Genomic DNA, 21,265 nt, shown 5'->3' with positions numbered 1-21,265 from the left:
GGCGCGAACCAGGAGGTTCGCGAGTGGGCAAGCCGCGTTCTCTCGCCAACAAATTTAATCTGCCACGCCGATGAACAGTACCAGCGGTTGTGGTTTCCCGCCTACGGTTTGCTTCCCCGCTGGCATCACGCCAAACCAGGCCATGGTGAAAAACCCGCCGGGCTGGAAACGCTGACAATCACCTACTATCGCGATCATATCGAACACCGGATTATCGCGCAGATCATGAAAACGTTGCTGGCGCAGCATCAGGTACAGTTGAATATTCAGGAGATCGACTACGATCAGTGGCATGCAGGTGAAATCGTCAGCGATATCTGGCTCAACAGCGCCAACTTTACCCTCCCGCTGGACTTCTCACTGTTCGCCCATTTGTGCGAAGTCCCTTTGCTGCAAAACTGTATCTCGCGTGACTGGGAAAACGATGCGGCTCGCTGGCGAACGGGCGAAATGAGCCTGGCGGCATGGTGCCAACAGCTGCTCGCCACAAAGGCCATTGTGCCGTTGATCCACCACTGGCTGATCATTCAGGGACAGCGAAGCATGCGCGGGCTGCGCATGAATACCCTCGGCTGGTTTGATTTTAAATCGGCGTGGTTTGCGCCGCCGGATCCATAAGAGCCAGCTCTTAATTGCTGCCCGGCAACAAAATCACTACACTAACGCCGTTCTCAACGGGGTGCTAAATAAAAAACATACACAAGATCATTCATGATGCATCAAGGCGGCAAGCGAGTGAGTCCCCAGGAGCATAGATAACTATGTGACTGGGGTGAGCGAGCGCTGCCAACACAGAGGCAGCGTGAATGATGAAGTGTATGGGCTGAGAGATACCCGTCGAACCTGATCCGGATAATGCCGGCGAAGGGATTTGAGGCTTATCTCAAGTCCTTTGCCACCCAACTCTTGAGGTGCAAAGTGTTTAAAAAATGTCTTCCGCTTTTACTGCTGTGCGCAGCGCCTGCTTTCGCTAAACCTGTACTGACCGTCTATACCTACGACTCGTTCGCAGCTGACTGGGGCCCGGGCCCAACAATCAAAAAAGCCTTTGAAGCTGACTGCAACTGCGAGCTAAAACTGGTCGCGCTGGAAGATGGCGTCTCGCTGCTTAACCGCTTGCGCATGGAAGGAAAGAACAGCAAAGCCGACGTCGTGCTGGGTCTGGATAACAACCTGCTGGAAGCGGCCACGCAAACCAAACTGTTTGCCAAAAGTGGTGTTGCAAACGACGCCGTTAACGTACCCGGGGGCTGGAAAAACGATACCTTCGTTCCGTTTGACTACGGCTATTTCGCCTTCGTTTATGATAAGAACAAGCTGAAGAATCCGCCCAAAAGCCTGAAAGAACTGGTAGAGAGCGACCAAAAATGGCGCGTCATTTATCAGGATCCGCGTACCAGCACGCCGGGATTGGGTCTGCTGCTATGGATGCAGAAAGTCTATGGCGATAAAGCGCCAGAGGCGTGGCAGAAACTGGCAGCCAAAACCGTCACCGTCACCAAGGGCTGGAGCGAAGCCTACGGCCTGTTCCTGAAAGGTGAAAGCGATCTGGTGCTCAGCTACACCACCTCTCCGGCCTATCACATCATCGCCGATAAAAAAGACAACTACGCCGCAGCCGACTTTAGCGAAGGCCATTATTTGCAGGTGGAAGTCGCCGCCCGTACCGCGGCCAGCAAGCAGCCGGAACTGGCCGAGAAATTCCTGAAGTTTATGGTATCCCCGGCATTCCAGAATGCGATTCCGACCGGCAACTGGATGTATCCCGTGACGCAAGTCGCCCTACCGCCAGGATTCGAGCAACTGAATAAACCGGCCACCGCGCTGGAATTTACGCCGCAGCAGGTTGCGGCCCAGCGTCAGGCATGGATTAGCGAATGGCAACGCGCCGTCAGCCGTTAATCCCCGGCTGGCTGGTTCCAGGGCTTACCGCCGCCACGCTGATGGTGGCCGTTGCCCTGGCCGCATTTTTGGCACTGTGGTTTAACGCCCCGCAGGGAGAATGGCTCTCGCTGTGGCAAGATGACTACCTGTGGCACGTGGTGCGCTTTTCTTTCTGGCAGGCTTTTTTATCCGCAGTGTTGTCGGTTGTCCCGGCGATTTTCCTTGCCAGAGCGCTCTATCGTCGCCGTTTTCCAGGACGTCTGGCGCTGCTGCGCCTGTGCGCGATGACGTTAATCCTGCCAGTGCTGGTCGCGGTATTCGGTATTCTTAGCGTCTACGGCCGCCAGGGTTGGCTGGCCTCGCTCTGGCATACATTCGGGCTGGAGTGGACGTTTTCGCCATATGGTTTGCAGGGCATTCTGCTGGCGCATGTCTTTTTCAATCTGCCGATGGCCAGCCGCCTGCTGTTACAGTCGCTGGAGAATATTCCCGGCGAACAGCGGCAGTTAGCCGCTCAGTTGGGTATGCGTGGCTGGCATTTCTTCCGTTTTGTTGAATGGCCGTGGCTGCGTCGTCAGATCCTGCCCGTCGCGGCACTCATCTTTATGCTGTGCTTCGCCAGCTTCGCCACCGTTCTGTCGCTTGGCGGCGGGCCACAGGCCACCACCATCGAGCTGGCTATCTATCAGGCGCTGAATTTTGATTACGATCCTGCCCGCGCAGCCATGCTGGCGTTGATCCAGATGGTTTGTTGTTTGGCGCTGGTGCTCCTCAGCCAACGTCTGAGCCGGGCGATTGCTCCCGGTGCTACCCTGTTACAAGGCTGGCGCGATCCCGACGATCGCCTGCACAGCCGACTGGCTGACGCAATCCTGATTATTCTTGCCCTGTTGCTGTTACTGCCGCCGTTGCTGGCGGTGATTGTCGATGGCTTAAACCGCCATGTTCTGGATGTACTGATGCAGCCAGTGCTGTGGCAGGCGCTGGGAACCTCGCTGCGCATCGCATTAGCAGCAGGAGCGTTATGCGTCGTGCTCACTATGATGCTGTTATGGAGCAGTCGTGAACTTCGTGCCCGACAGCAACTGCTGGCAGGTCAGATGCTGGAGTTGAGCGGCATGATGATCCTCGCCATGCCGGGCATCGTGCTGGCAACCGGCTTCTTTCTGCTGCTCAATAACACCATTGGTCTTCCTGAATCTGCCGACGGCATTGTCATTTTTACCAATGCGCTGATGGCGATCCCTTATGCACTGAAGGTACTGGAAAACCCAATGCGTGACGTCACTGCGCGCTACAATATGTTGTGCCAGTCGTTGGGCATTGAGGGATGGTCGCGCCTGAAAGTGGTTGAACTGCGCGCCCTGAAGCGCCCGCTGGCGCAGGCGATGGCGTTTGCCTGCGTCCTGTCGATTGGCGATTTTGGCGTAGTGGCGTTATTTGGTAATGAGGATTTCCGTACCCTGCCGTTTTATTTATATCAGCAGATTGGCTCTTATCGCAGTCAGGATGGCGCAGTTACGGCGTTATTACTGCTGATCCTGTGCTTTACGCTGTTTACCGTTATTGAGAAATTGCCGGGTCGAAATGTTAAAACTGATTGATATCACATGGCTTTATCACCATTTGCCTATGCGCTTTACGCTGTCGGTCACGCGCGGTGAGCAAATAGCTGTACTCGGGCCCAGCGGCGCCGGGAAAAGTACGCTGCTGAATCTGATTGCCGGCTTTCTCACGCCTGCCAGCGGTACCATGATGATTGACGGTGAAGATCACACCACCACGCCGCCCTCACGCCGTCCCGTTTCCATGTTGTTTCAGGAAAATAACCTGTTCAGCCATCTGAGCGTACAGCAAAACATCGGCCTGGGCCTGAATCCGGGATTGAAGCTGAGCACATCGCAGCGGGAGAAAATGCACCACATCGCTCAACAAATGGGACTCGACTCTCTGCTGGAACGCCTCCCCGGTGAGCTTTCCGGCGGGCAGCGGCAGCGCGTGGCGCTGGCGCGTTGTCTGGTGCGGGAACAACCTATTTTACTGCTTGATGAACCGTTCTCAGCGCTCGATCCCGCGCTGCGCCAGGAGATGCTAACACTGGTCGCCGAAGTCTGTCGCGAGAAGCAGCTGACGTTACTGATGGTTTCTCACAGCGTAGAAGATGCGGCGCGAATTGCGCCCCGCTCGATGGTAGTCGCCGATGGGCGCATCGCGTGGCAGGGCAAAACGGACGATCTGTTAAGCGGCAACGCCAGCGCCTCGGCGCTATTGGGCATTAAAGCATAATGCGTTGCCGGATGACGGCGTGAACGCCTTATCCGGCCTGTAGGTCGCACATTTTGTAGGCCGGATAAGGCGAAGCCGCCATCCGGCAAAGGTATCGTCAGTAACCTACAACCTTACGCAGAATGTCGATATACACCGGCATCAGCGGATGGCGCAGTAACGCCACCAGCGCGACCACGCCGATCCCGAGCGTTAACGGCGCCAGATACAGCAAACGGCTGCGGGGGAAATACGCCGTTAAGCGATCAACAGCCGCTTTGCCACTACGCCATAGCCGCCAGCAAAACCAGCCGCCCACCCAGAGCAACACCGCCGTCGCCAGCAGCAACCATTTAAAATCCCCGCTCTGCATATCAGAAGGGATATCAATTGCCGCTCCCGCCAGGATCCCCGGCAGGAAGTAGAACGGTGGCCACAGCACGCAGCCAATAATATTCGGGACGATAAATTTAGCGACAGGCAGATCCAGCATGCCTGCTACCATCGGCACCAGCGGGCGCGTCGGTCCGACAAAACGCCCCACCAGAATAGTAAACATGCTGTGCTGATGCAGGGCGTGCTCGGTTTTATCCAGCAACGCCTTGTTCTTTTTCATGAATGACCAACGGTGCAATGGCTTTTTAAAGCGCCAGCCCAACCAGAAGGAGATCCAGTCCCCCAACAGGCAGCCGACAATGCCCGCAAGCCAGGCATGCCAGAAGTTCAGTTCGCCGCTGCCAATCAGCGCGCCCAACCCCGCCATCATCACGGTCCCGGGCAGAATCAGACCAACCAGCGCCAGCGACTCCAAAAAAGCCACCAGAAGTACGGCAATCAGAGAGTACAGGGCGGACTGGAGAATAAAGTGTTCCAGCAATGCTTGCATAATGTGTCCGTCAAATTTACGAAGCAGGGATTTTGATAACCCCTCTCAACTTCGTCAAGCCATCAATTGTCTGAATAGATTGCGAGTTATGACAACTTTCAGGATACATCATTCACTTTTTATTCACATCCAGCGCGAAACTCGCTCGGACTGGCACCGGTACATTTTTTGAAAACACGAGAGAAATAGAGCTGATCGTCAAAGCCAACATTGCGACCTACGGTGGCGATAGGCATACGTGTGGTACTCAGCAGTAGCTTTGCCTGGCTGATGCGCTGGTCCTCGCGCCAGCTTAATACGCTGATCCCCAATTGCTGACGGAACAGATGCGACAAACGGGAAGGCGACAGGCAGACGTGCTGCGCGACGCTGGCGATATCAAAATTGCTGTCCGCCAGGTGATCGCTGATGTACTGGCAGGCATCACGGACGCGGTTGTCCATGGGCGGGTGTAGCGATTCATTGATGGCTTCCATACGTCGGAGCAACAACTGCTCCAGTAAATTAATCGCCAGCAGTTCGGAATAACGACCTTCTCCCTGCCCGGCGTTAATTATCTGCCCAAACAGTTCGTTAAAATGCGGCTGATGCGCTTCATCCGGGCGGAAAAAGCCGGTCTGGCCAAAAATGGCCGGCCAGGTCAGCCACTCCTGCCAGTAGGCGCGCGGACGAAAGTAAACCCACTGGTGATACCACTCGCTGGCATCAGGGTGGCGCCCGTAGTGATGAATTTCTCCAGGTGGAAACAACAGAATATCGCCAGGCCGGCAGACAAACTGCTTGCCCTGATTATTGATAACCCCTTCGCCACGGATGGTGAGATTGAGGATATAACCCTTCATACCCAGCGGCCTGTCGATAAAAAAATCCAGGTATCCGTTCGCCTCAATGGGGGTTAATCCGGCCACCAAATGCGCGTTAAACGAATAACCTGGCAACAGGGGATCGTTTTGCGTTTCAGCCATAATTTCAATACTCCCTATGTCCTGCCAAGAAACAATTTGTCCATATTACGCCAGACATCATCGCTGTCGCCCCTGCGGGCCGCTGTATTTGCGGCAATGGACCACCAACCCCGCTTGTGAAAAGCTCTTTGTAAAAAACATGTACTACGCCAACGTCAAAATCGGCTAACAAAAGTGTCTATAACTACGGCAGAAATGTCCACATTGATTATTTGCACAGCGTCACACTTTGTGATGCCACAGCATTTTAGTCCATAAGATTAGCGGATCCTGCCTGACGGTTTTTATCGCTACTCACTACTGTTTATCCATACCCGTATTTTTGGATGGAGTAAGACGATGGCGATTGCAATTGGCCTCGATTTTGGTAGTGATTCAGTACGCGCTTTGGCGGTGGAATGTGCCACCGGCGAAGAGATCGCCACCAGCGTTGAGTGGTACCCACGTTGGCAGGAAGGGCAGTATTGCGATGGCCCAAACAACCAGTTTCGCCATCATCCGCGCGACTACATTGAATCCATGGAAGCGGCGCTGAAAACCGTACTGGCCGAACTGAGCGCTGAGCAGCGCGCGGAAGTGGTCGGTATTGGCGTTGACAGTACCGGCTCAACCCCGGCACCCATCGATGCAGACGGTAATGTACTGGCGCTGCGTCCGGAGTTCGCGGAAAACCCGAATGCGATGTTTGTCCTGTGGAAAGATCACACCTCAGTAGAAGAAGCCGAAGAAATCACCCGCCTGTGCCATACACAGGGCAAGATCGATTACTCCCGCTATATCGGCGGCATTTATTCCAGCGAATGGTTCTGGGCCAAAATCCTGCATGTCACTCGTCAGGACCACGCAGTTGCCGAGGCTGCGGTTTCGTGGATTGAGCTATGCGACTGGGTTCCGGCCCTGCTCTCCAACACCGTACGCCCACAGGATATTCGTCGCGGTCGCTGCAGCGCCGGGCATAAATCTCTGTGGCATGAAAGCTGGGGTGGTCTGCCGCCAGCCAGTTTCTTTGACGAACTCGACCCCATCCTCAACCGCCATCTGCAATACCCAATGTTTACCGATACCTTCACCGCGGATCTGCCGGTTGGCACCCTGTGCGCCGAGTGGGCACAGCGTCTGGGGCTACCGGAGAGTGTGATGATTGCAGGCGGCGCTTTTGACTGCCATATGGGCGCGGTCGGCGCAGGTGCACAGCCTAACACGCTGGTGAAAGTCATCGGCACGTCAACCTGCGACATTCTGATTGCCGACAAGCAAAGCGTTGGCGAGCGTGCGGTGAAAGGCATTTGCGGCCAGGTTGATGGCAGCGTGGTACCTAATTTTATTGGCCTTGAAGCTGGTCAGTCTGCATTCGGTGACATCTATGCCTGGTTTAGCCGCGTGCTGAGCTGGCCGCTGGAACAGCTTGCCGCGCAGCACCCGGAACTGAAAACACAGATTAAAGCCAGCCAAAAACAGCTGCTGCCTGCGCTCACCGAAGCATGGGCGAAAAATCCGTCGCTGGATCACCTGCCGGTGGTGCTCGACTGGTTCAATGGTCGTCGTACGCCCAATGCCAACCAGCGTCTGAAAGGCGTCATTACCGACCTGAATCTGGCAACCGATGCACCAGCGCTGTTCGGTGGTCTGATTGCCGCCACGGCCTTTGGCGCACGCGCCATCATGGAATGCTTCACCGAACAAGGCATTGCGGTTAACAACGTGATGGCGCTTGGCGGTATCGCGCGCAAGAACCCGGTCATCATGCAGGCCTGCTGTGACGTGCTGAACCGTCCGTTACAGATTGTCGCTTCAGACCAGTGCTGCGCACTCGGTGCGGCTATCTTCGCCGCCGTTGCCGCGAAAGTACACGCCGATATCCCTGCCGCTCAGCAGCAGATGGCAAGCGCCGTGGAAAACACGCTGCAACCTCGCCCAGAGCAGGCTCAACGTTTTGAACAGCTTTACCACCGCTATCAGCAGTGGGCAGTAAGCGCTGAACAGCAATACCTTCCGACTGCCGCTCCGGCGCAACAAGCCCCGGTAGACCTGGCAACCCTGACACATTAAGGACACGACAATGACGATTTTTGATAACTATGAAGTGTGGTTTGTGATTGGTAGCCAGCATCTGTATGGCCCTGAAACCCTGCGTCAGGTAACCCAACATGCCGAGCACGTCGTTAACGCACTGAATACTGAAGCCAAACTGCCCTGCAAGCTGGTATTAAAACCGCTGGGCACTTCCCCTGATGAGATTACCGCTATCTGTCGTGACGCGAACTACGACGATCGCTGTGCAGGGATGGTGGTCTGGCTGCATACCTTCTCCCCGGCCAAAATGTGGATTAACGGCCTGACTATCCTCAACAAGCCGCTGATGCAGTTCCACACCCAGTTCAATGCCGCCCTGCCGTGGGACAGCATTGATATGGACTTTATGAACCTGAACCAGACTGCGCACGGCGGTCGTGAGTTCGGCTTCATCGGCGCGCGTATGCGTCAGCAGCATTCCGTGGTCACCGGTCACTGGCAGGATAAACAAGCGCACGAACGCATTGGCTCCTGGATGCGCCAGGCCGTGTCCAAACAAGATACCCGCCACCTGAAAGTCTGCCGTTTTGGCGACAACATGCGTGAAGTTGCGGTCACCGATGGCGATAAAGTCGCTGCGCAGATCAAGTTCGGCTTCTCGGTAAACACCTGGGCCGTGGGCGATCTGGTGCAGGTAGTGAACGCAATTAGCGACGGCGAAATCAACGCGCTAATCGATGAGTACGAAAGCACCTATACCATGACGGCGGCGACGCAAGTCCACGGTGAAAAACGTCAGAATGTCCTGGAAGCGGCCCGTATTGAACTGGGGATGAAGCGCTTCCTGGAACAGGGTGGATTCCACGCCTTCACCACCACATTTGAAGATTTACACGGCCTGAAACAGCTCCCTGGTCTGGCCGTACAGCGTCTGATGCAGCAAGGCTACGGCTTTGCGGGCGAAGGCGACTGGAAAACCGCCGCTCTGCTTCGCATCATGAAGGTGATGTCAACCGGTCTGCAGGGCGGCACCTCATTTATGGAGGATTACACCTACCACTTCGAGAAAGGCAACGATCTGGTGCTCGGCTCGCACATGCTGGAAGTGTGCCCGTCCATCGCGGTGGAAGAGAAACCGATCCTCGACGTACAGCACCTCGGCATTGGTGGTAAAGACGATCCTGCCCGTCTGATCTTCAACACCAAAACCGGCCCGGCAGTGGTTGCCAGCCTGATCGATCTCGGCGATCGCTATCGCCTGCTGGTTAACTGCATCGACACGGTACAAACGCCGCACACCCTGCCAAAACTGCCTGTCGCTAACGCGCTATGGAAAGCTCAACCGGATCTGCCAACCGCTTCTGAAGCCTGGATCCTGGCCGGTGGCGCGCACCACACCGTGTTCAGCCACGCGCTGGATCTGAACGACATGCGTCAGTTCGCTGAAATGCACGATATCGAGATCGCGGTGATCGATAACGATACCCGCCTGCCGGCTTTTAAGGACGCGCTGCGCTGGAACGAAGTCTATTACGGCTTCAAACGTTAACAACTGCCGGATGACGGCGTAAACACCTTATCCGGCCTACAAGAATATGCGATTTGTAGGCCGGATAAGCGTAGCGCCATCCGGCAAGATTCATCGGAGAGCATCATGTTAGAAGATCTCAAACGTCAGGTACTGGAAGCGAATCTGGCGCTGCCAAAGCACAACCTGGTGACGCTGACCTGGGGAAACGTTAGCGCCGTCGATCGCGAGCGCGGCGTGTTTGTGATTAAACCTTCGGGAGTCGATTACAGCGTAATGACCGCCGACGATATGGTGGTAGTCAGTATCGCCACGGGTGAAGTTGTAGAAGGTACGAAGAAACCTTCCTCAGATACCCCAACACATCGTTTGCTGTATCAGGCATTCCCGACCATTGGCGGCATTGTTCACACCCATTCGCGCCATGCAACCATCTGGGCGCAGGCGGGTCAGTCGATTCCGGCAACGGGGACCACCCATGCGGACTATTTCTACGGTTCGATTCCCTGCACACGCAAAATGACCGACGAAGAAATCAATGGCGAATATGAATGGGAAACCGGTAACGTAATCGTTGAAGCCTTTGAAAAACAAGGTATTGATGCCGCACAGATGCCTGGCGTGCTGGTGCACTCTCACGGTCCATTTGCCTGGGGAAAAAATGCCGAAGATGCGGTGCATAACGCCATCGTGCTGGAAGAAGTCGCCTATATGGGGATTTTCTGCCGCCAGCTCGCGCCGCAATTACCGGATATGCAGCAAACCCTGCTAGATAAACACTACCTGCGCAAACACGGTGCAAAAGCGTATTACGGGCAGTAAAAGAAATAAGCGCGCAGATAATCTACGCGCTCCTTTATAGTTATTCGCTATAATATTCGGCGAATGAACCTTGGTATACACAATCATTTGAACAGATATAATCAATTACATTATCATAGTGTCCATGAGCCTTATTTCCTTCCAGACAATGGAAAAAGATATAATCTGTAATCGTCGCCTGCCACTTCTGCCCGTTCAGCAGATAATTAATCACTGTATCTTTGTGTCCCTTACTTTTGTCATTACCCTGCCAGTGAAAAAAAGCGCTACCATTTTCAATAATTTCAGCATTCCACAACTTACCGTCCCATGTTTTATATAAAATATATTTGCTCACAGTTTTAATCGCTGGATTAGAAATCATTGTGTTAACAAATATATAGTTCTGATATTTAATGCCAAGCTGATGTTTGGAAAGAACGTTCATAAAAACTCCATTTTTTCAAAATTAATATTAAAAGGACAAAAAATGCACAAGCCATCGACAAAATAAAATTATATTCACAGAGAATTTCCCGACGAAATTGAATTGAAACTGCTTAGTTAGAACAATAACAACCCCATTTAAATATATTATATTTAAGATAATGACCCAAACATTTCGAATGAAAGTTTTACACTAACAGCTAATAAAAACAAATAAAAATATAATTTTTTCACTAATCCGAGAAATATGTAGCAAAATCAAATGAGCACTATTCCTAAAAAATAGAAAAAGTATGAAAACGAACTTGTAATTAACAATTAAAACATAAACAACGTAATTAATGGAAACTAATGTACAAATACCAGCTATAACATATCTATCTGTAGCCTATCAAAGCTATTTTATTCATATATTGCATATGAAGATAACATTGTCAGGTAGGAATAATTATTTTACTCAGGAAAGCGTATTTCGGGCAGTAACCTCTTCTGAGCATGACAACTGTATAAAATCACAGCTAATCTATCAGAACCAGGCTATAATAATGCCTGGTTTTTTGACGGATACGCAGCGTGGCGCAAGCAGGTTTTATTTTAACCCGGCACTGGCGGGACACCCCGCAGGGAACTGAGGTCTCATTCTGGCTGGCTACAGACGATGGGCCGCTGCAGGTCACGCTCGCGCCTCAGGAGTCGGTCGCGTTTATTCCCACCAGTCAGGTTCCTCGCGTAATGTCATTATTACGCACTGAAAACGGCTATCGCCTGAAATCGCTGCAATTGCAAGACTTCCACCGCAATCCTGTTTCCGGCCTGTATTGCCGCTCACATCGCCAGCTCATGCGGTTGGAAAAACTGCTGCGCGAAAACGCAGTCACCGTCTATGAGGGCGATGTACGCCCACCTGAGCGGTATCTGATGGAGCGCTTTATCACCTCCCCTGTTTGGGTCGAAGGCGACAGACATAATGACATGCTGGTGAATGCCCGCCTGAAGCCGAACCCTGACTATCGACCACCGCTAAAATGGGTATCGCTGGATATCGAAACCACGCGCCACGGCGAACTCTATTGCATCGGTCTTGAAGGCTGCGGGCAGCGTATTGTCTATATGCTCGGCCCGGCAAACGGCGACGCCTCTACGCTTGATTTTGAACTTGAGTACGTTGCAAGCCGCCCGCAGTTGCTGGAAAAACTCAATGACTGGATTGCCCGTCACGATCCTGATGTGATAATCGGCTGGAACGTCGTGCAATTCGATTTACGCGTCCTGCAAAAGCACGCCGAACGTTACCGCATTCCCCTGCGTTTTGGTCGTGATAGCAGCGAGCTTGAGTGGCGCGAGCATGGCTTCAAGAACGGCGTATTCTTCGCTCAGGCTAAGGGGCGCCTGATTATCGACGGTATTGAGGCGCTAAAATCAGCGTTCTGGAATTTCTCGTCATTCTCGCTGGAAACGGTGTCGCAAGAATTGCTGGGTGAAGGCAAGTCGATTGATAACCCGTGGGACCGAATGGACGAAATTGACCGTCGGTTTGCCCAGGATAAACCCGCGCTCGCCACCTACAATCTCAAAGACTGTGAGCTGGTCACGCGTATTTTTCATAAAACCGAGATCATGCCATTTCTGCTGGAGCGCTCGACGGTCAACGGTCTGCCGGTCGACCGTCACGGTGGTTCGGTTGCCGCCTTCGGCCACCTCTACCTGCCACGAATGCACCGGGCGGGTTATGTGGCGCCGAATCTGGGTGAAATCCCCGCGCACGCCAGTCCCGGCGGCTATGTGATGGACTCGCGCCCGGGATTGTACGACTCCGTACTGGTGCTGGATTACAAAAGCCTGTATCCCTCAATAATTCGTACTTTTTTAATCGATCCGGTGGGGCTTATCGAAGGGATGGCGCAGCCGGATCCGGAACACAGCACCGAAGGTTTCCTTGACGCCTGGTTTTCACGCGAAAAGCACTGCCTGCCGGAAATCGTTACTCAGATCTGGCACGGGCGCGAAGAAGCAAAACGCCGCGGCAATAAGCCACTCTCGCAGGCGTTGAAAATCATCATGAACGCATTTTACGGCGTGCTGGGCACCACCGCCTGTCGCTTTTTCGACCCGAGACTGGCCTCGTCCATTACCATGCGCGGCCATGCGATCATGCGCCAGACCAAAGCGTTAATTGAGGCTCAGGGTTACGATGTCATCTATGGCGATACCGATTCCACCTTTGTCTGGCTGAAAAAGGCGCACTCAGAAGACGATGCAGCCCGAATTGGTCGGGAACTGGTGAGCTATGTCAACACCTGGTGGGCGCAATCGCTGAAGCAACAAAATCTGACCAGCGCGCTGGAGCTGGAATTTGAAACCCATTTTTGTCGCTTTCTGATGCCGACCATTCGCGGTGCAGATACCGGCAGTAAAAAACGCTATGCAGGGATGATTCAGGACGGTGCTGAGCAACGTATGGTGTTTAAGGGACTGGAAACGGTACGAACCGACTGGACGCCGCTGGCCCAACAATTTCAGCAGGAGCTATACCTGCGAATTTTTCGTAACGAACCTTATCAGGAGTTTGTTCGCGAGACTATTGCCCGTCTTATGGCCGGCGAAATGGATGAACAACTGGTGTACCGCAAGCGCCTGCGCCGCCCGTTAAGCGAATACCAGCGAAATGTTCCACCACACGTTCGTGCCGCGCGACTCGCCGATGAGCAGAATGTAAAGCTGGGGCGTCCACCGCAGTATCAGAATCGCGGAACCATAAAATATGTCTGGACGGTCAATGGCCCAGAACCTGTTGATTATCAGCTATCTGCGCTCGATTACGAGCATTATCTGACCCGCCAAATCCAACCCGTTGCTGAGGGAATTCTTCCCTTTATTGACGATAATTTTGCTACACTACTCACAGGACAACTGGGGTTATTTTGACGCGTGACGAAACCGCCGCCATCCAGTACCATAGCGCCCTTTCCATTCCTGGACCCATTTAACACCACTACCACTGATTTATTAGCCTGGTAGCGGGGTCGTATGCTCTCAATAACGGGGATTAGCCCGGAAAATGACGAGTATTGCCTGCAATTAAAGATATAGAGCCGAACATATATGCCTTTTACACTTGGTCAACGCTGGATCAGCGATACAGAAAGCGAATTGGGACTTGGTACTGTTGTCGCCATGGATGCGCGAACCGTCACTTTACTTTTCTCATCGACGGGCGAAAACCGTCTGTATGCGCGCAGTGATTCCCCCGTGACCCGCGTGATGTTCAATCCTGGCGATACGATAACAAGCCATGAAGGCTGGCAACTGCATGTCGATGAAGTAAAAGAAGAAAACGGCCTGCTTGCCTATATCGGAACCCGCCTGGATACCGAAGAAACCGGTGTCATGCTGCGTGAAGTACTGCTCGACAGCAAACTGGTATTCAGCAAACCGCAAGATCGCCTGTTTGCCGGCCAGATTGACCGCATGGATCGCTTTGCTCTGCGCTATCGCGCCCGTAAATTTCAGAGCGAACAATACCGTATGCCGTGGAGTGGTTTGCGTGGCCAACGTACCAGCCTGATTCCTCACCAGCTGAACATTGCCCATGATGTTGGCCGTCGTCATGCCCCTCGCGTTTTACTGGCAGATGAAGTGGGTTTAGGTAAAACCATTGAAGCCGGGATGATCCTGCATCAACAACTGCTGTCCGGCGCCGCAGAGCGCGTGCTAATCATCGTCCCGGAGACATTACAGCACCAGTGGCTGGTCGAAATGCTGCGCCGCTTCAACCTGCGTTTTGCACTGTTTGATGATGAGCGTTATGCAGAAGCGCAGCACGACGCCTACAACCCGTTTGAAACCGAACAACTGGTCATCTGCTCGCTGGACTTTGCCCGTCGTAATAAACAACGTCTGGAGCACCTGTGTGACGCCGAGTGGGATCTGCTGATTGTCGATGAAGCCCATCACCTTGTGTGGAGCGAAGACGCGCCCAGCCGCGAATATATGGCCATTGAACAGCTGGCAGAACGTGTGCCGGGCATCCTGCTGCTAACCGCTACACCGGAGCAGCTGGGCATGGAAAGTCACTTTGCACGCCTGCGCCTGCTGGACCCGAGCCGTTTCCATGATTTCGCCCAGTTTGTTGAAGAGCAAAAAAATTATCGTCCGGTCGCCGACGCCGTCGCCATGCTGCTGGCTGGTAACAAGCTGAGTAACAATGAGCTGAACATGTTAGGCGACATGATTGGCGAGCAGGACATTGAGCCGCTATTGCAGGCGGCAAACAGCGACAGCGAAGACGCCCAGAGCGCGCGTCAGGAGCTGGTTTCGATGCTGATGGACCGCCATGGCACCAGCCGTGTGCTGTTCCGTAACACCCGTAACGGTGTAAAAGGCTTCCCGAAACGCGAGCTGCATACCATCAAGCTGCCGCTGCCGACCCAATACCAGACGGCGATTAAAGTCTCCGGCATTATGGGCGCGCGTAAAAGTGCAGAAGACCGGGCGCGCGACATGCTCTACCCGGAACAGATTTATCAGGAATTCGAAGGCGACACCGGCACCTGGTGGAACTTTGACCCGCGCGTGGAATGGCTGATGGGCTACCTGACCAGCCACCGCTCGCAAAAAGTATTAGTTATCTGTGCAAAAGCCACCACCGCGCTTCAGCTGGAGCAGGTTCTGCGCGAACGCGAAGGTATCCGCGCTGCCGTATTCCATGAAGGGATGTCGATCATTGAGCGTGACCGCGCCGCAGCATGGTTTAGCGAAGAAGATAGCGGCGCCCAGGTAATGCTGTGCTCTGAAATCGGCTCCGAAGGGCGTAACTTCCAGTTCGCCAGCAATCTGGTGATGTTTGACCTGCCGTTCAACCCGGATCTGCTGGAACAGCGTATTGGCCGTCTGGACCGTATTGGTCAGGCGCATGATATTCAGATTCACGTTCCGTACCTGGAAAAAACCGCGCAATCTGTGCTGGTGCGCTGGTACCACGAAGGTCTGGATGCGTTCGAACACACCTGTCCGACCGGCCGTACTATCTATGACACGGTCTATAACAATCTGATCGGCTACCTGGCTGAACCAGAAAATACCGAGGGCTTTGACGATCTGATCAAAACCTGCCGCGAACAGCATGACGCGCTGAAAGCACAGCTAGAGCAAGGTCGCGATCGCCTGCTGGAGATCCACTCTAACGGCGGCGAAAAAGCACTGGCGTTGGCTGAGAGTATTGAAGAACAGGACGACGATACCAGCCTGATCGCCTTCGCCATGAACCTGTTTGATATCGTCGGTATTAATCAGGATGACCGTGGCGACAATTTGATCGTACTGACGCCGTCCGATCATATGCTGGTGCCGGATTTCCCTGGGCTGCCGGAAGATGGCTGCACCATTACGTTCGAGCGCGATGTCGCCCTGTCGCGTGAAGATGCCCAGTTCATTACCTGGGAGCATCCGCTGATCCGCAATGGTCTGGATCTGATCCTCTCCGGCGACACCGGAAGCAGCACTATTTCGTTGTTGAAAAACAAAGCATTACCTGTTGGCACACTGCTGGTTGAGCTGGTCTATGTTGTTGAAGCGCAAGCGCCGAAACAACTGCAGCTAAACCGCTTCCTGCCACCAACGCCGGTACGCATGCTGCTGGATAAAAACGGCAATAACCTTGCTGCACAGGTTGAGTTCGAAACCTTTAACCGTCAGCTCAGCGCCGTTAACCGCCACACCGGCAGCAAACTGGTCAACGCCGTGCAGCAGGATGTTCATGCCATTCTGCAACTCGGTGAAGCTCAGGTGGAAAAATCAGCCCGCGCGCTGATCGACGCAGCGCGTAAAGAAGCTGACGAGAAGCTGACGGCAGAACTTTCCCGTCTCGAAGCGCTGCGTGCCGTTAACCCGAACATCCGTGATGACGAACTTAGCGCAATTGAAAGCAACCGTCAGCAGGTGATGGAAAGCCTGGATCAGGCGGGCTGGCGTCTCGATGCCCTGCGCTTGATCGTCGTGACGCATCAGTAACGGAGCCATACATGGGGATGGAAAACTACAATCCGCCGCAGGAACCCTGGCTGGTCATCCTGTATCAGGATGAACACATTATGGTGGTCAACAAGCCGAGCGGCTTGTTGTCTGTGCCAGGTCGTCTGGATGAGCACAAAGACAGCGTGATGACACGTATTCAGCGCGATTATCCGCAGGCTGAATCCGTGCATCGTCTGGATATGGCAACCAGCGGCGTGATTGTAGTCGCGCTAACCAAAGCGGCAGAGCGCGAGCTAAAACGCCAGTTTCGCGAGCGCGAACCGAAAAAACAGTATGTCGCACGCGTCTGGGGGCATCCTGCTCCGGCCGAGGGTCTGGTTGATTTACCGCTGATTTGCGACTGGCCAAACAGGCCAAAGCAAAAAGTATGTTATGAGACCGGGAAATCGGCGCAGACCGAGTATGAAGTCGTGGAGTTCGCGGCGGATAACACCGCCCGGGTAGTGCTCAAGCCCATTACCGGACGCTCCCACCAGCTGCGTGTGCATATGCTGGCTTTAGGGCATCCTATCCTGGGCGACCGCTTCTATGCTCCGCCGGAAGCTCTGGCGTTAGCGCCGCGCCTGTTGCTGCATGCAGAGATGTTAACCATCACGCATCCCGAATACGGCAACAGTATGACGTTTAAAGTCCCGGCGGATTTTTAAATTCTGAGCCAATTTATGCCGGGGGCGCTTCGCTTGCCCGGCCTACATTCATTAACGTAGGCCGGATAAGGCGCTAGCCGCATCCGGCAATTCAATCACTTGAATCCTTTTTGATCCTTAATCAGCTCGTAAGCTTTTTGGATTTCCTGCGCTTTTTGCTTCGCCATTTCCATCATCTCTGGCGGTAGACCTTTCGCAACCAGTTTGTCCGGATGGTGCTCGCTCATCAGCTTACGGTAAGCCCGCTTGATGGTGGTCGCATCGTCGGTCGTTTTCACACCCAGCACATTACAGGCGTCTTCCAGCGTCGGGCCGCGTTGCGCCTGCTGCCAGCCACTGCCGCCAGACTGCTGCTGATATCCGCCGCCAAACTGTGCGCCGCCCTGCATCATGCGCAGGAACTGATCAAATTGGGTGCGTGAGATCCCCAACTCTTCAGCAATCACATACAGCACTTCACGTTCGTTAGGATGCAACGACCCATCGGCAAATGCCGCCTGGATCTGAATCTCCAGAAACATGCGGATCAGATCGAATCGACCAAAACAGACGCTGCGAAACTGACGCATCTTTTCACGTAATGGGTAATTATCCGATTTTCCTACCCGGAAGGCATGTTGTGCAGCCGTTCGCGAGTCACCGTGCAAATTCATCCGATCCATCAACTGGCTGGCGATATGTATATCGGCTTCCGTGACGCGACCTTTGGATTTGGTCAGATGTCCCATCACCTCAAAAGTGGTGGCAAAAAACAGCGCCTGGCGTTCACGTTGGTTGGCAAACCACGCCATTTTGCGCATGCGGGCTTTGTCGAACATGTGGCCAACTAACAGCCCCAGAACCACACCCCAGAAGCCGCCGCCCATCATTAAGGCCACGGCTACACCAATTATCTTTCCCCAATACTGCATAGACTCCCCAAATCTTTCCGCTCTCAGCCAGGCTATGTCCCACAATATAAGGTGCTTTTACCGATTTACGGCTGCGGTCAATTGTGGGACATCGCCTATAATTTGCATTATCATACCTGTCATTCAATGCCGTGCCTAACACCACAAACGCTATACCCGTTGGATTTCGAGTTGCAGCAAGGCGGCAACGTAGTGAGTCCCCTGGAGCTTACCCATGTAAGTGACTGGGGTGAACGAGGAAGACAACGAAGATGCAGCTTGAAAGGTGGCGGGTATAAAATGGGCAGGATTAATACTAGCGAAGTGAAGATGAGATAAGTTAGGCTGTGACCGTTTGTCACGCGCGACGCTACTGATGATGGAACAATAAATACAACGTATGAAAAAACGTATTCCCACTCTTCTGGCCACCATGATTGCCAGCGCCCTCTATAGCCATCAGGGCCTGGCAGCCGATCTCGCCTCACAGTGTATGCTGGGCGTGCCGAGCTATGACCGTCCTCTGGTACAGGGCGAGACTAATGAGTTACCCGTCACCATCAATGCCGACAACGCAAAAGGGAATTATCCCGATGACGCGGTGTTTACCGGCAACGTGGATATCGCACAGGGTAACAGCCGCCTGCAGGCCGACGAAGTACAGCTTCATCAGAAGCAGGCTGAAGGCCAGCCGGAGCCAGTACGTACCGTCGATGCGTTGGGCAATGTCCATTATGACGACAATCAGGTTATTCTGAAGGGACCAAAGGGCTGGTCTAATCTGAATACCAAAGATACCAACATCTGGGAAGGTGATTACCAGATGGTGGGCCGTCAGGGGCGCGGGAAAGCCGACCTGATGAAACAGCGTGGGGAAAACCGTTATACCATTCTGGAAAACGGTAGCTTTACCTCCTGTCTGCCAGGTTCCGATACCTGGAGCGTCGTCGGTAGCGAAGTTATCCACGACCGTGAAGAACAGGTCGCGGAGATCTGGAACGCCCGTTTTAAACTGGGTCCGGTTCCGGTCTTTTATAGTCCTTATTTACAGTTACCCGTCGGCGATAAACGCCGTTCCGGTTTCCTGATCCCGAACGCAAAATATTCCACCAATAACTATTTTGAGTTCTACCTCCCGTATTACTGGAACATTGCGCCCAATATGGACGCCACCATCACGCCACATTATATGCACCGTCGTGGCGGGATCATGTGGGAGAACGAATTCCGCTACCTCACCCAGGCGGGTGCGGGCTTGATGGAGTTCGACTATCTGAATTCCGATAAAGTGTACGAGGACGAACATCCGAAGGATGACAATTCACGCCGCTGGCTGTTCTACTGGCAGCACGCCGGTGTACTGGACCAGGTGTGGCGTTTCAACGTCGACTACACCAAGGTCAGCGACACCAGCTACTTTAACGATTTCGATAATAAATACGGTTCCAGTACCGACGGCTACGCCACGCAGAAATTCAGCGTCGGCTACGCGGTACAAAACTTTGACGCTACGGTATCGACCAAGCAGTTCCAGGTCTTCGACGCACAAAACAGTAACAGTTACTCTGCCCAGCCGCAGTTAGACGTCAACTACTACCAAAACGACGTCGGTCCGTTTGATACCCGTATTTATGGCCAGGCGGTCCATTTCGTCAATACCAATGACAACATGCCGGAAGCAACGCGTGTTCACCTGGAACCGACGATCAATCTGCCGTTGTCGAATAACTGGGGCAGTATCAATACCGAAGCGAAGCTGCTAGCGACACACTATCAGCAGACCAATCTGGATTGGTACAACAACAACCCGAGTAACGTTAACAAGCTCGACGAGTCAGCCAACCGCGTCATGCCGCAGTTTAAAGTTGACGGCAAAATGGTATTCGAGCGCGACATGCAAATGCTGGCACCGGGCTATACCCAGACGCTGGAGCCGCGCGCGCAGTACCTGTACGTACCGTATCGCGACCAAAGTCATATCTATAACTATGACTCATCCTTGCTGCAATCTGACTACAGCGGCCTGTTCCGTGACCGTACTTATGGCGGTCTGGACCGTATTGCTTCTGCCAACCAGGTGACGACCGGGGTCACATCTCGCGTTTATGATGACGCTGCCGTTGAACGTTTTAATATTTCTGTGGGTCAAATCTACTATTTCACCGAGTCTCGCACCGGCGATGACAACATTAAATGGGAGAATGACGACAAAACGGGTTCGCTGGTATGGGCGGGCGACACCTACTGGCGTATCTCCGATCGCTGGGGTTTACGCAGTGGGATCCAGTACGACACGCGTCTGGATAGTATCGCCAACAGCAGCAGCAGTATCGAATACCGTCGCGATGAAAACCGGATGTTGCAGTTGAATTACCGTTACGCTAGCCCGGAATATATCCAGGCGACTCTACCGTCTTACTACTCTACGGCAGATCAGTATAAAAACGGGATTTCGCAGGTGGGCGCGGTGGCAAGCTTCCCAATTGCTGAGCGTTGGTCGATTGTTGGCGCTTACTACTTCGATACCAACGTGAACAAAGAAGCAGATTCAATGCTGGGCTTACAGTACAACTCCTGCTGTTACGCCATTCGCTTCGGCTACGAGCGTAAGCTGAACGGTTGGGATGACAAACAGCAACACGCGATTTATGACAACACGATCGGCTTTAATATCGAACTGCGCGGTCTGAGCTCCAACTACGGTCTCGGCACCAACCAAATGCTGCGTTCGAACATTTTGCCGTATCAAAGCTCTTTATGATCTGATTTATTGATACCCAATGGATTTCGAGCTGCATTGAGGCGGCAACTGAGAGAATCCCCAAGAGCTTACATAAGTAAGTGACTGGGGTGAGTGACAAATCTGTCAGGAACAGATTTGAACGTCGCACAGCGACGGCCCATAA

General features: G+C 53.4%; 14 protein-coding genes, 1 pseudogene and 1 riboswitch. Of the genes and pseudogenes, 11 read left to right on the top strand and 4 right to left on the bottom strand.

Going from position 1 to position 21,265, the window contains the following annotated elements; genetic code table 11:
• The 4 genes and pseudogenes from FDW94_RS24100 to thiQ all read left to right on the top strand — a co-directional run.
• Positions 1 to 618, top strand: a pseudogene (locus tag FDW94_RS24100) (transcriptional regulator SgrR); the annotation flags it as partial.
• Between the two features lie 47 nt (positions 619 to 665).
• A riboswitch (TPP riboswitch) is annotated at positions 666 to 888 on the top strand.
• A 30-nt stretch (positions 889 to 918) separates the two neighbouring features.
• Positions 919 to 1,902, top strand: coding sequence for a thiamine ABC transporter substrate binding subunit (gene thiB / locus FDW94_RS10815; protein ID WP_008786184.1), 984 nt, complete (start codon positions 919 to 921; stop codon positions 1,900 to 1,902).
• Positions 1,878 to 3,488, top strand: a complete 1,611-nt coding sequence (gene thiP, locus FDW94_RS10810; RefSeq protein WP_137377569.1) for a thiamine/thiamine pyrophosphate ABC transporter permease ThiP — start codon at positions 1,878 to 1,880, stop codon at positions 3,486 to 3,488. The genes thiB and thiP overlap by 25 nt, the downstream gene beginning before the upstream one ends.
• Positions 3,472 to 4,170, top strand: a complete 699-nt coding sequence (gene thiQ / locus FDW94_RS10805) for a thiamine ABC transporter ATP-binding protein ThiQ (protein WP_137377568.1) — start codon at positions 3,472 to 3,474, stop codon at positions 4,168 to 4,170. Before thiP ends, thiQ begins: the two co-directional genes overlap by 17 nt.
• Positions 4,171 to 4,267: 97 nt before the next feature.
• Here the strand turns inward: thiQ and FDW94_RS10800 are convergent, their stop codons facing one another.
• Both FDW94_RS10800 and araC read right to left on the bottom strand, forming a co-directional pair.
• A complete protein-coding gene (locus FDW94_RS10800) occupies positions 4,268 to 5,035 on the bottom strand; it encodes a DedA family protein (protein WP_003829584.1) in 768 nt (255 codons plus the stop codon).
• A 119-nt stretch (positions 5,036 to 5,154) separates the two neighbouring features.
• A complete protein-coding gene (gene araC / locus FDW94_RS10795) occupies positions 5,155 to 6,000 on the bottom strand; it encodes an arabinose operon transcriptional regulator AraC (protein ID WP_003829586.1) in 846 nt (281 codons plus the stop codon).
• 339 nt (positions 6,001 to 6,339) lie between these two features.
• Between araC and araB the strand changes: the two genes are divergently transcribed.
• From araB to araD, 3 genes are all read left to right on the top strand, one after another.
• Positions 6,340 to 8,049: a ribulokinase gene (gene araB, locus FDW94_RS10790; RefSeq protein ID WP_137377567.1), complete on the top strand. Its 1,710-nt coding sequence runs from the start codon at positions 6,340 to 6,342 to the stop codon at positions 8,047 to 8,049.
• A gap of 10 nt (positions 8,050 to 8,059) precedes the next feature.
• Entirely contained in the window at positions 8,060 to 9,562 is a 1,503-nt protein-coding gene (gene araA / locus FDW94_RS10785; RefSeq protein ID WP_137377566.1) for an L-arabinose isomerase, read from the top strand.
• A 105-nt stretch (positions 9,563 to 9,667) separates the two neighbouring features.
• Positions 9,668 to 10,363, top strand: a complete 696-nt coding sequence (gene araD, locus FDW94_RS10780) for an L-ribulose-5-phosphate 4-epimerase (RefSeq protein ID WP_048227105.1) — start codon at positions 9,668 to 9,670, stop codon at positions 10,361 to 10,363.
• Between the two features lie 40 nt (positions 10,364 to 10,403).
• On the opposite strand, the gene FDW94_RS10775 is transcribed toward araD, so the two are convergent.
• Positions 10,404 to 10,790 carry a DUF4751 family protein gene (locus FDW94_RS10775; RefSeq protein ID WP_137377565.1) on the bottom strand — a complete coding sequence of 129 codons (387 nt, stop codon included), beginning with the start codon at positions 10,788 to 10,790 and terminating at the stop codon, positions 10,404 to 10,406.
• Positions 10,791 to 11,362: 572 nt separating this feature from the next.
• Here FDW94_RS10775 and polB point away from each other — a divergent pair.
• The 3 genes from polB to rluA all read left to right on the top strand — a co-directional run bounded on the left by polB (position 11,363) and on the right by rluA (position 17,469).
• Positions 11,363 to 13,714: a DNA polymerase II gene (gene polB, locus FDW94_RS10770; RefSeq protein ID WP_137377564.1), complete on the top strand. Its 2,352-nt coding sequence runs from the start codon at positions 11,363 to 11,365 to the stop codon at positions 13,712 to 13,714.
• 177 nt (positions 13,715 to 13,891) lie between these two features.
• The gene (gene rapA / locus FDW94_RS10765; protein WP_048236149.1) at positions 13,892 to 16,798 is read left to right on the top strand and encodes an RNA polymerase-associated protein RapA; all 2,907 of its coding nucleotides are present in this window, start codon (positions 13,892 to 13,894) and stop codon (positions 16,796 to 16,798) included.
• 11 nt (positions 16,799 to 16,809) lie between these two features.
• Entirely contained in the window at positions 16,810 to 17,469 is a 660-nt protein-coding gene (gene rluA, locus FDW94_RS10760; RefSeq protein ID WP_003018849.1) for a bifunctional tRNA pseudouridine(32) synthase/23S rRNA pseudouridine(746) synthase RluA, read from the top strand.
• A gap of 95 nt (positions 17,470 to 17,564) precedes the next feature.
• Here the strand turns inward: rluA and djlA are convergent, their stop codons facing one another.
• Positions 17,565 to 18,380 carry a co-chaperone DjlA gene (gene djlA, locus FDW94_RS10755; RefSeq protein ID WP_111466129.1) on the bottom strand — a complete coding sequence of 272 codons (816 nt, stop codon included), beginning with the start codon at positions 18,378 to 18,380 and terminating at the stop codon, positions 17,565 to 17,567.
• 379 nt (positions 18,381 to 18,759) lie between these two features.
• Here djlA and lptD point away from each other — a divergent pair, with 379 nt between their 5' ends.
• Positions 18,760 to 21,120 (top strand): LPS assembly protein LptD, encoded by a 2,361-nt coding sequence (gene lptD, locus FDW94_RS10750; RefSeq protein WP_137377563.1) that lies wholly within the window; start codon positions 18,760 to 18,762, stop codon positions 21,118 to 21,120.
• The last annotated feature ends 145 nt before the right edge of the window (positions 21,121 to 21,265 follow it).

This window comes from Citrobacter sp. wls757, from assembly GCF_005280935.1.
GTDB classification, from domain to species: Bacteria; Pseudomonadota; Gammaproteobacteria; order Enterobacterales; family Enterobacteriaceae; genus Citrobacter; species Citrobacter portucalensis.
Note: the sequence above shows the minus strand (reverse complement) of the source record. Positions and strands in the feature narration are given on the sequence as shown.

What these genes read in the sequence shown, in the direction of transcription:
- araD (WP_048227105.1), top strand. Translation starts at nt 9,668, where the DNA reads ATGTTAGAAGATCTCAAACGTCAGGTACTGGAAGCGAATCTGGCGCTG.
- araA (WP_137377566.1), top strand. Translation starts at nt 8,060, where the DNA reads ATGACGATTTTTGATAACTATGAAGTGTGGTTTGTGATTGGTAGCCAG.
- FDW94_RS10775 (WP_137377565.1), bottom strand. Translation starts at nt 10,790, where the DNA reads ATGAACGTTCTTTCCAAACATCAGCTTGGCATTAAATATCAGAACTAT.
- thiQ (WP_137377568.1), top strand. Translation starts at nt 3,472, where the DNA reads ATGTTAAAACTGATTGATATCACATGGCTTTATCACCATTTGCCTATG.
- thiP (WP_137377569.1), top strand. Translation starts at nt 1,878, where the DNA reads ATGGCAACGCGCCGTCAGCCGTTAATCCCCGGCTGGCTGGTTCCAGGG.
- araB (WP_137377567.1), top strand. Translation starts at nt 6,340, where the DNA reads ATGGCGATTGCAATTGGCCTCGATTTTGGTAGTGATTCAGTACGCGCT.
- rapA (WP_048236149.1), top strand. Translation starts at nt 13,892, where the DNA reads ATGCCTTTTACACTTGGTCAACGCTGGATCAGCGATACAGAAAGCGAA.
- lptD (WP_137377563.1), top strand. Translation starts at nt 18,760, where the DNA reads ATGAAAAAACGTATTCCCACTCTTCTGGCCACCATGATTGCCAGCGCC.
- djlA (WP_111466129.1), bottom strand. Translation starts at nt 18,380, where the DNA reads ATGCAGTATTGGGGAAAGATAATTGGTGTAGCCGTGGCCTTAATGATG.
- araC (WP_003829586.1), bottom strand. Translation starts at nt 6,000, where the DNA reads ATGGCTGAAACGCAAAACGATCCCCTGTTGCCAGGTTATTCGTTTAAC.
- rluA (WP_003018849.1), top strand. Translation starts at nt 16,810, where the DNA reads ATGGGGATGGAAAACTACAATCCGCCGCAGGAACCCTGGCTGGTCATC.
- FDW94_RS10800 (WP_003829584.1), bottom strand. Translation starts at nt 5,035, where the DNA reads ATGCAAGCATTGCTGGAACACTTTATTCTCCAGTCCGCCCTGTACTCT.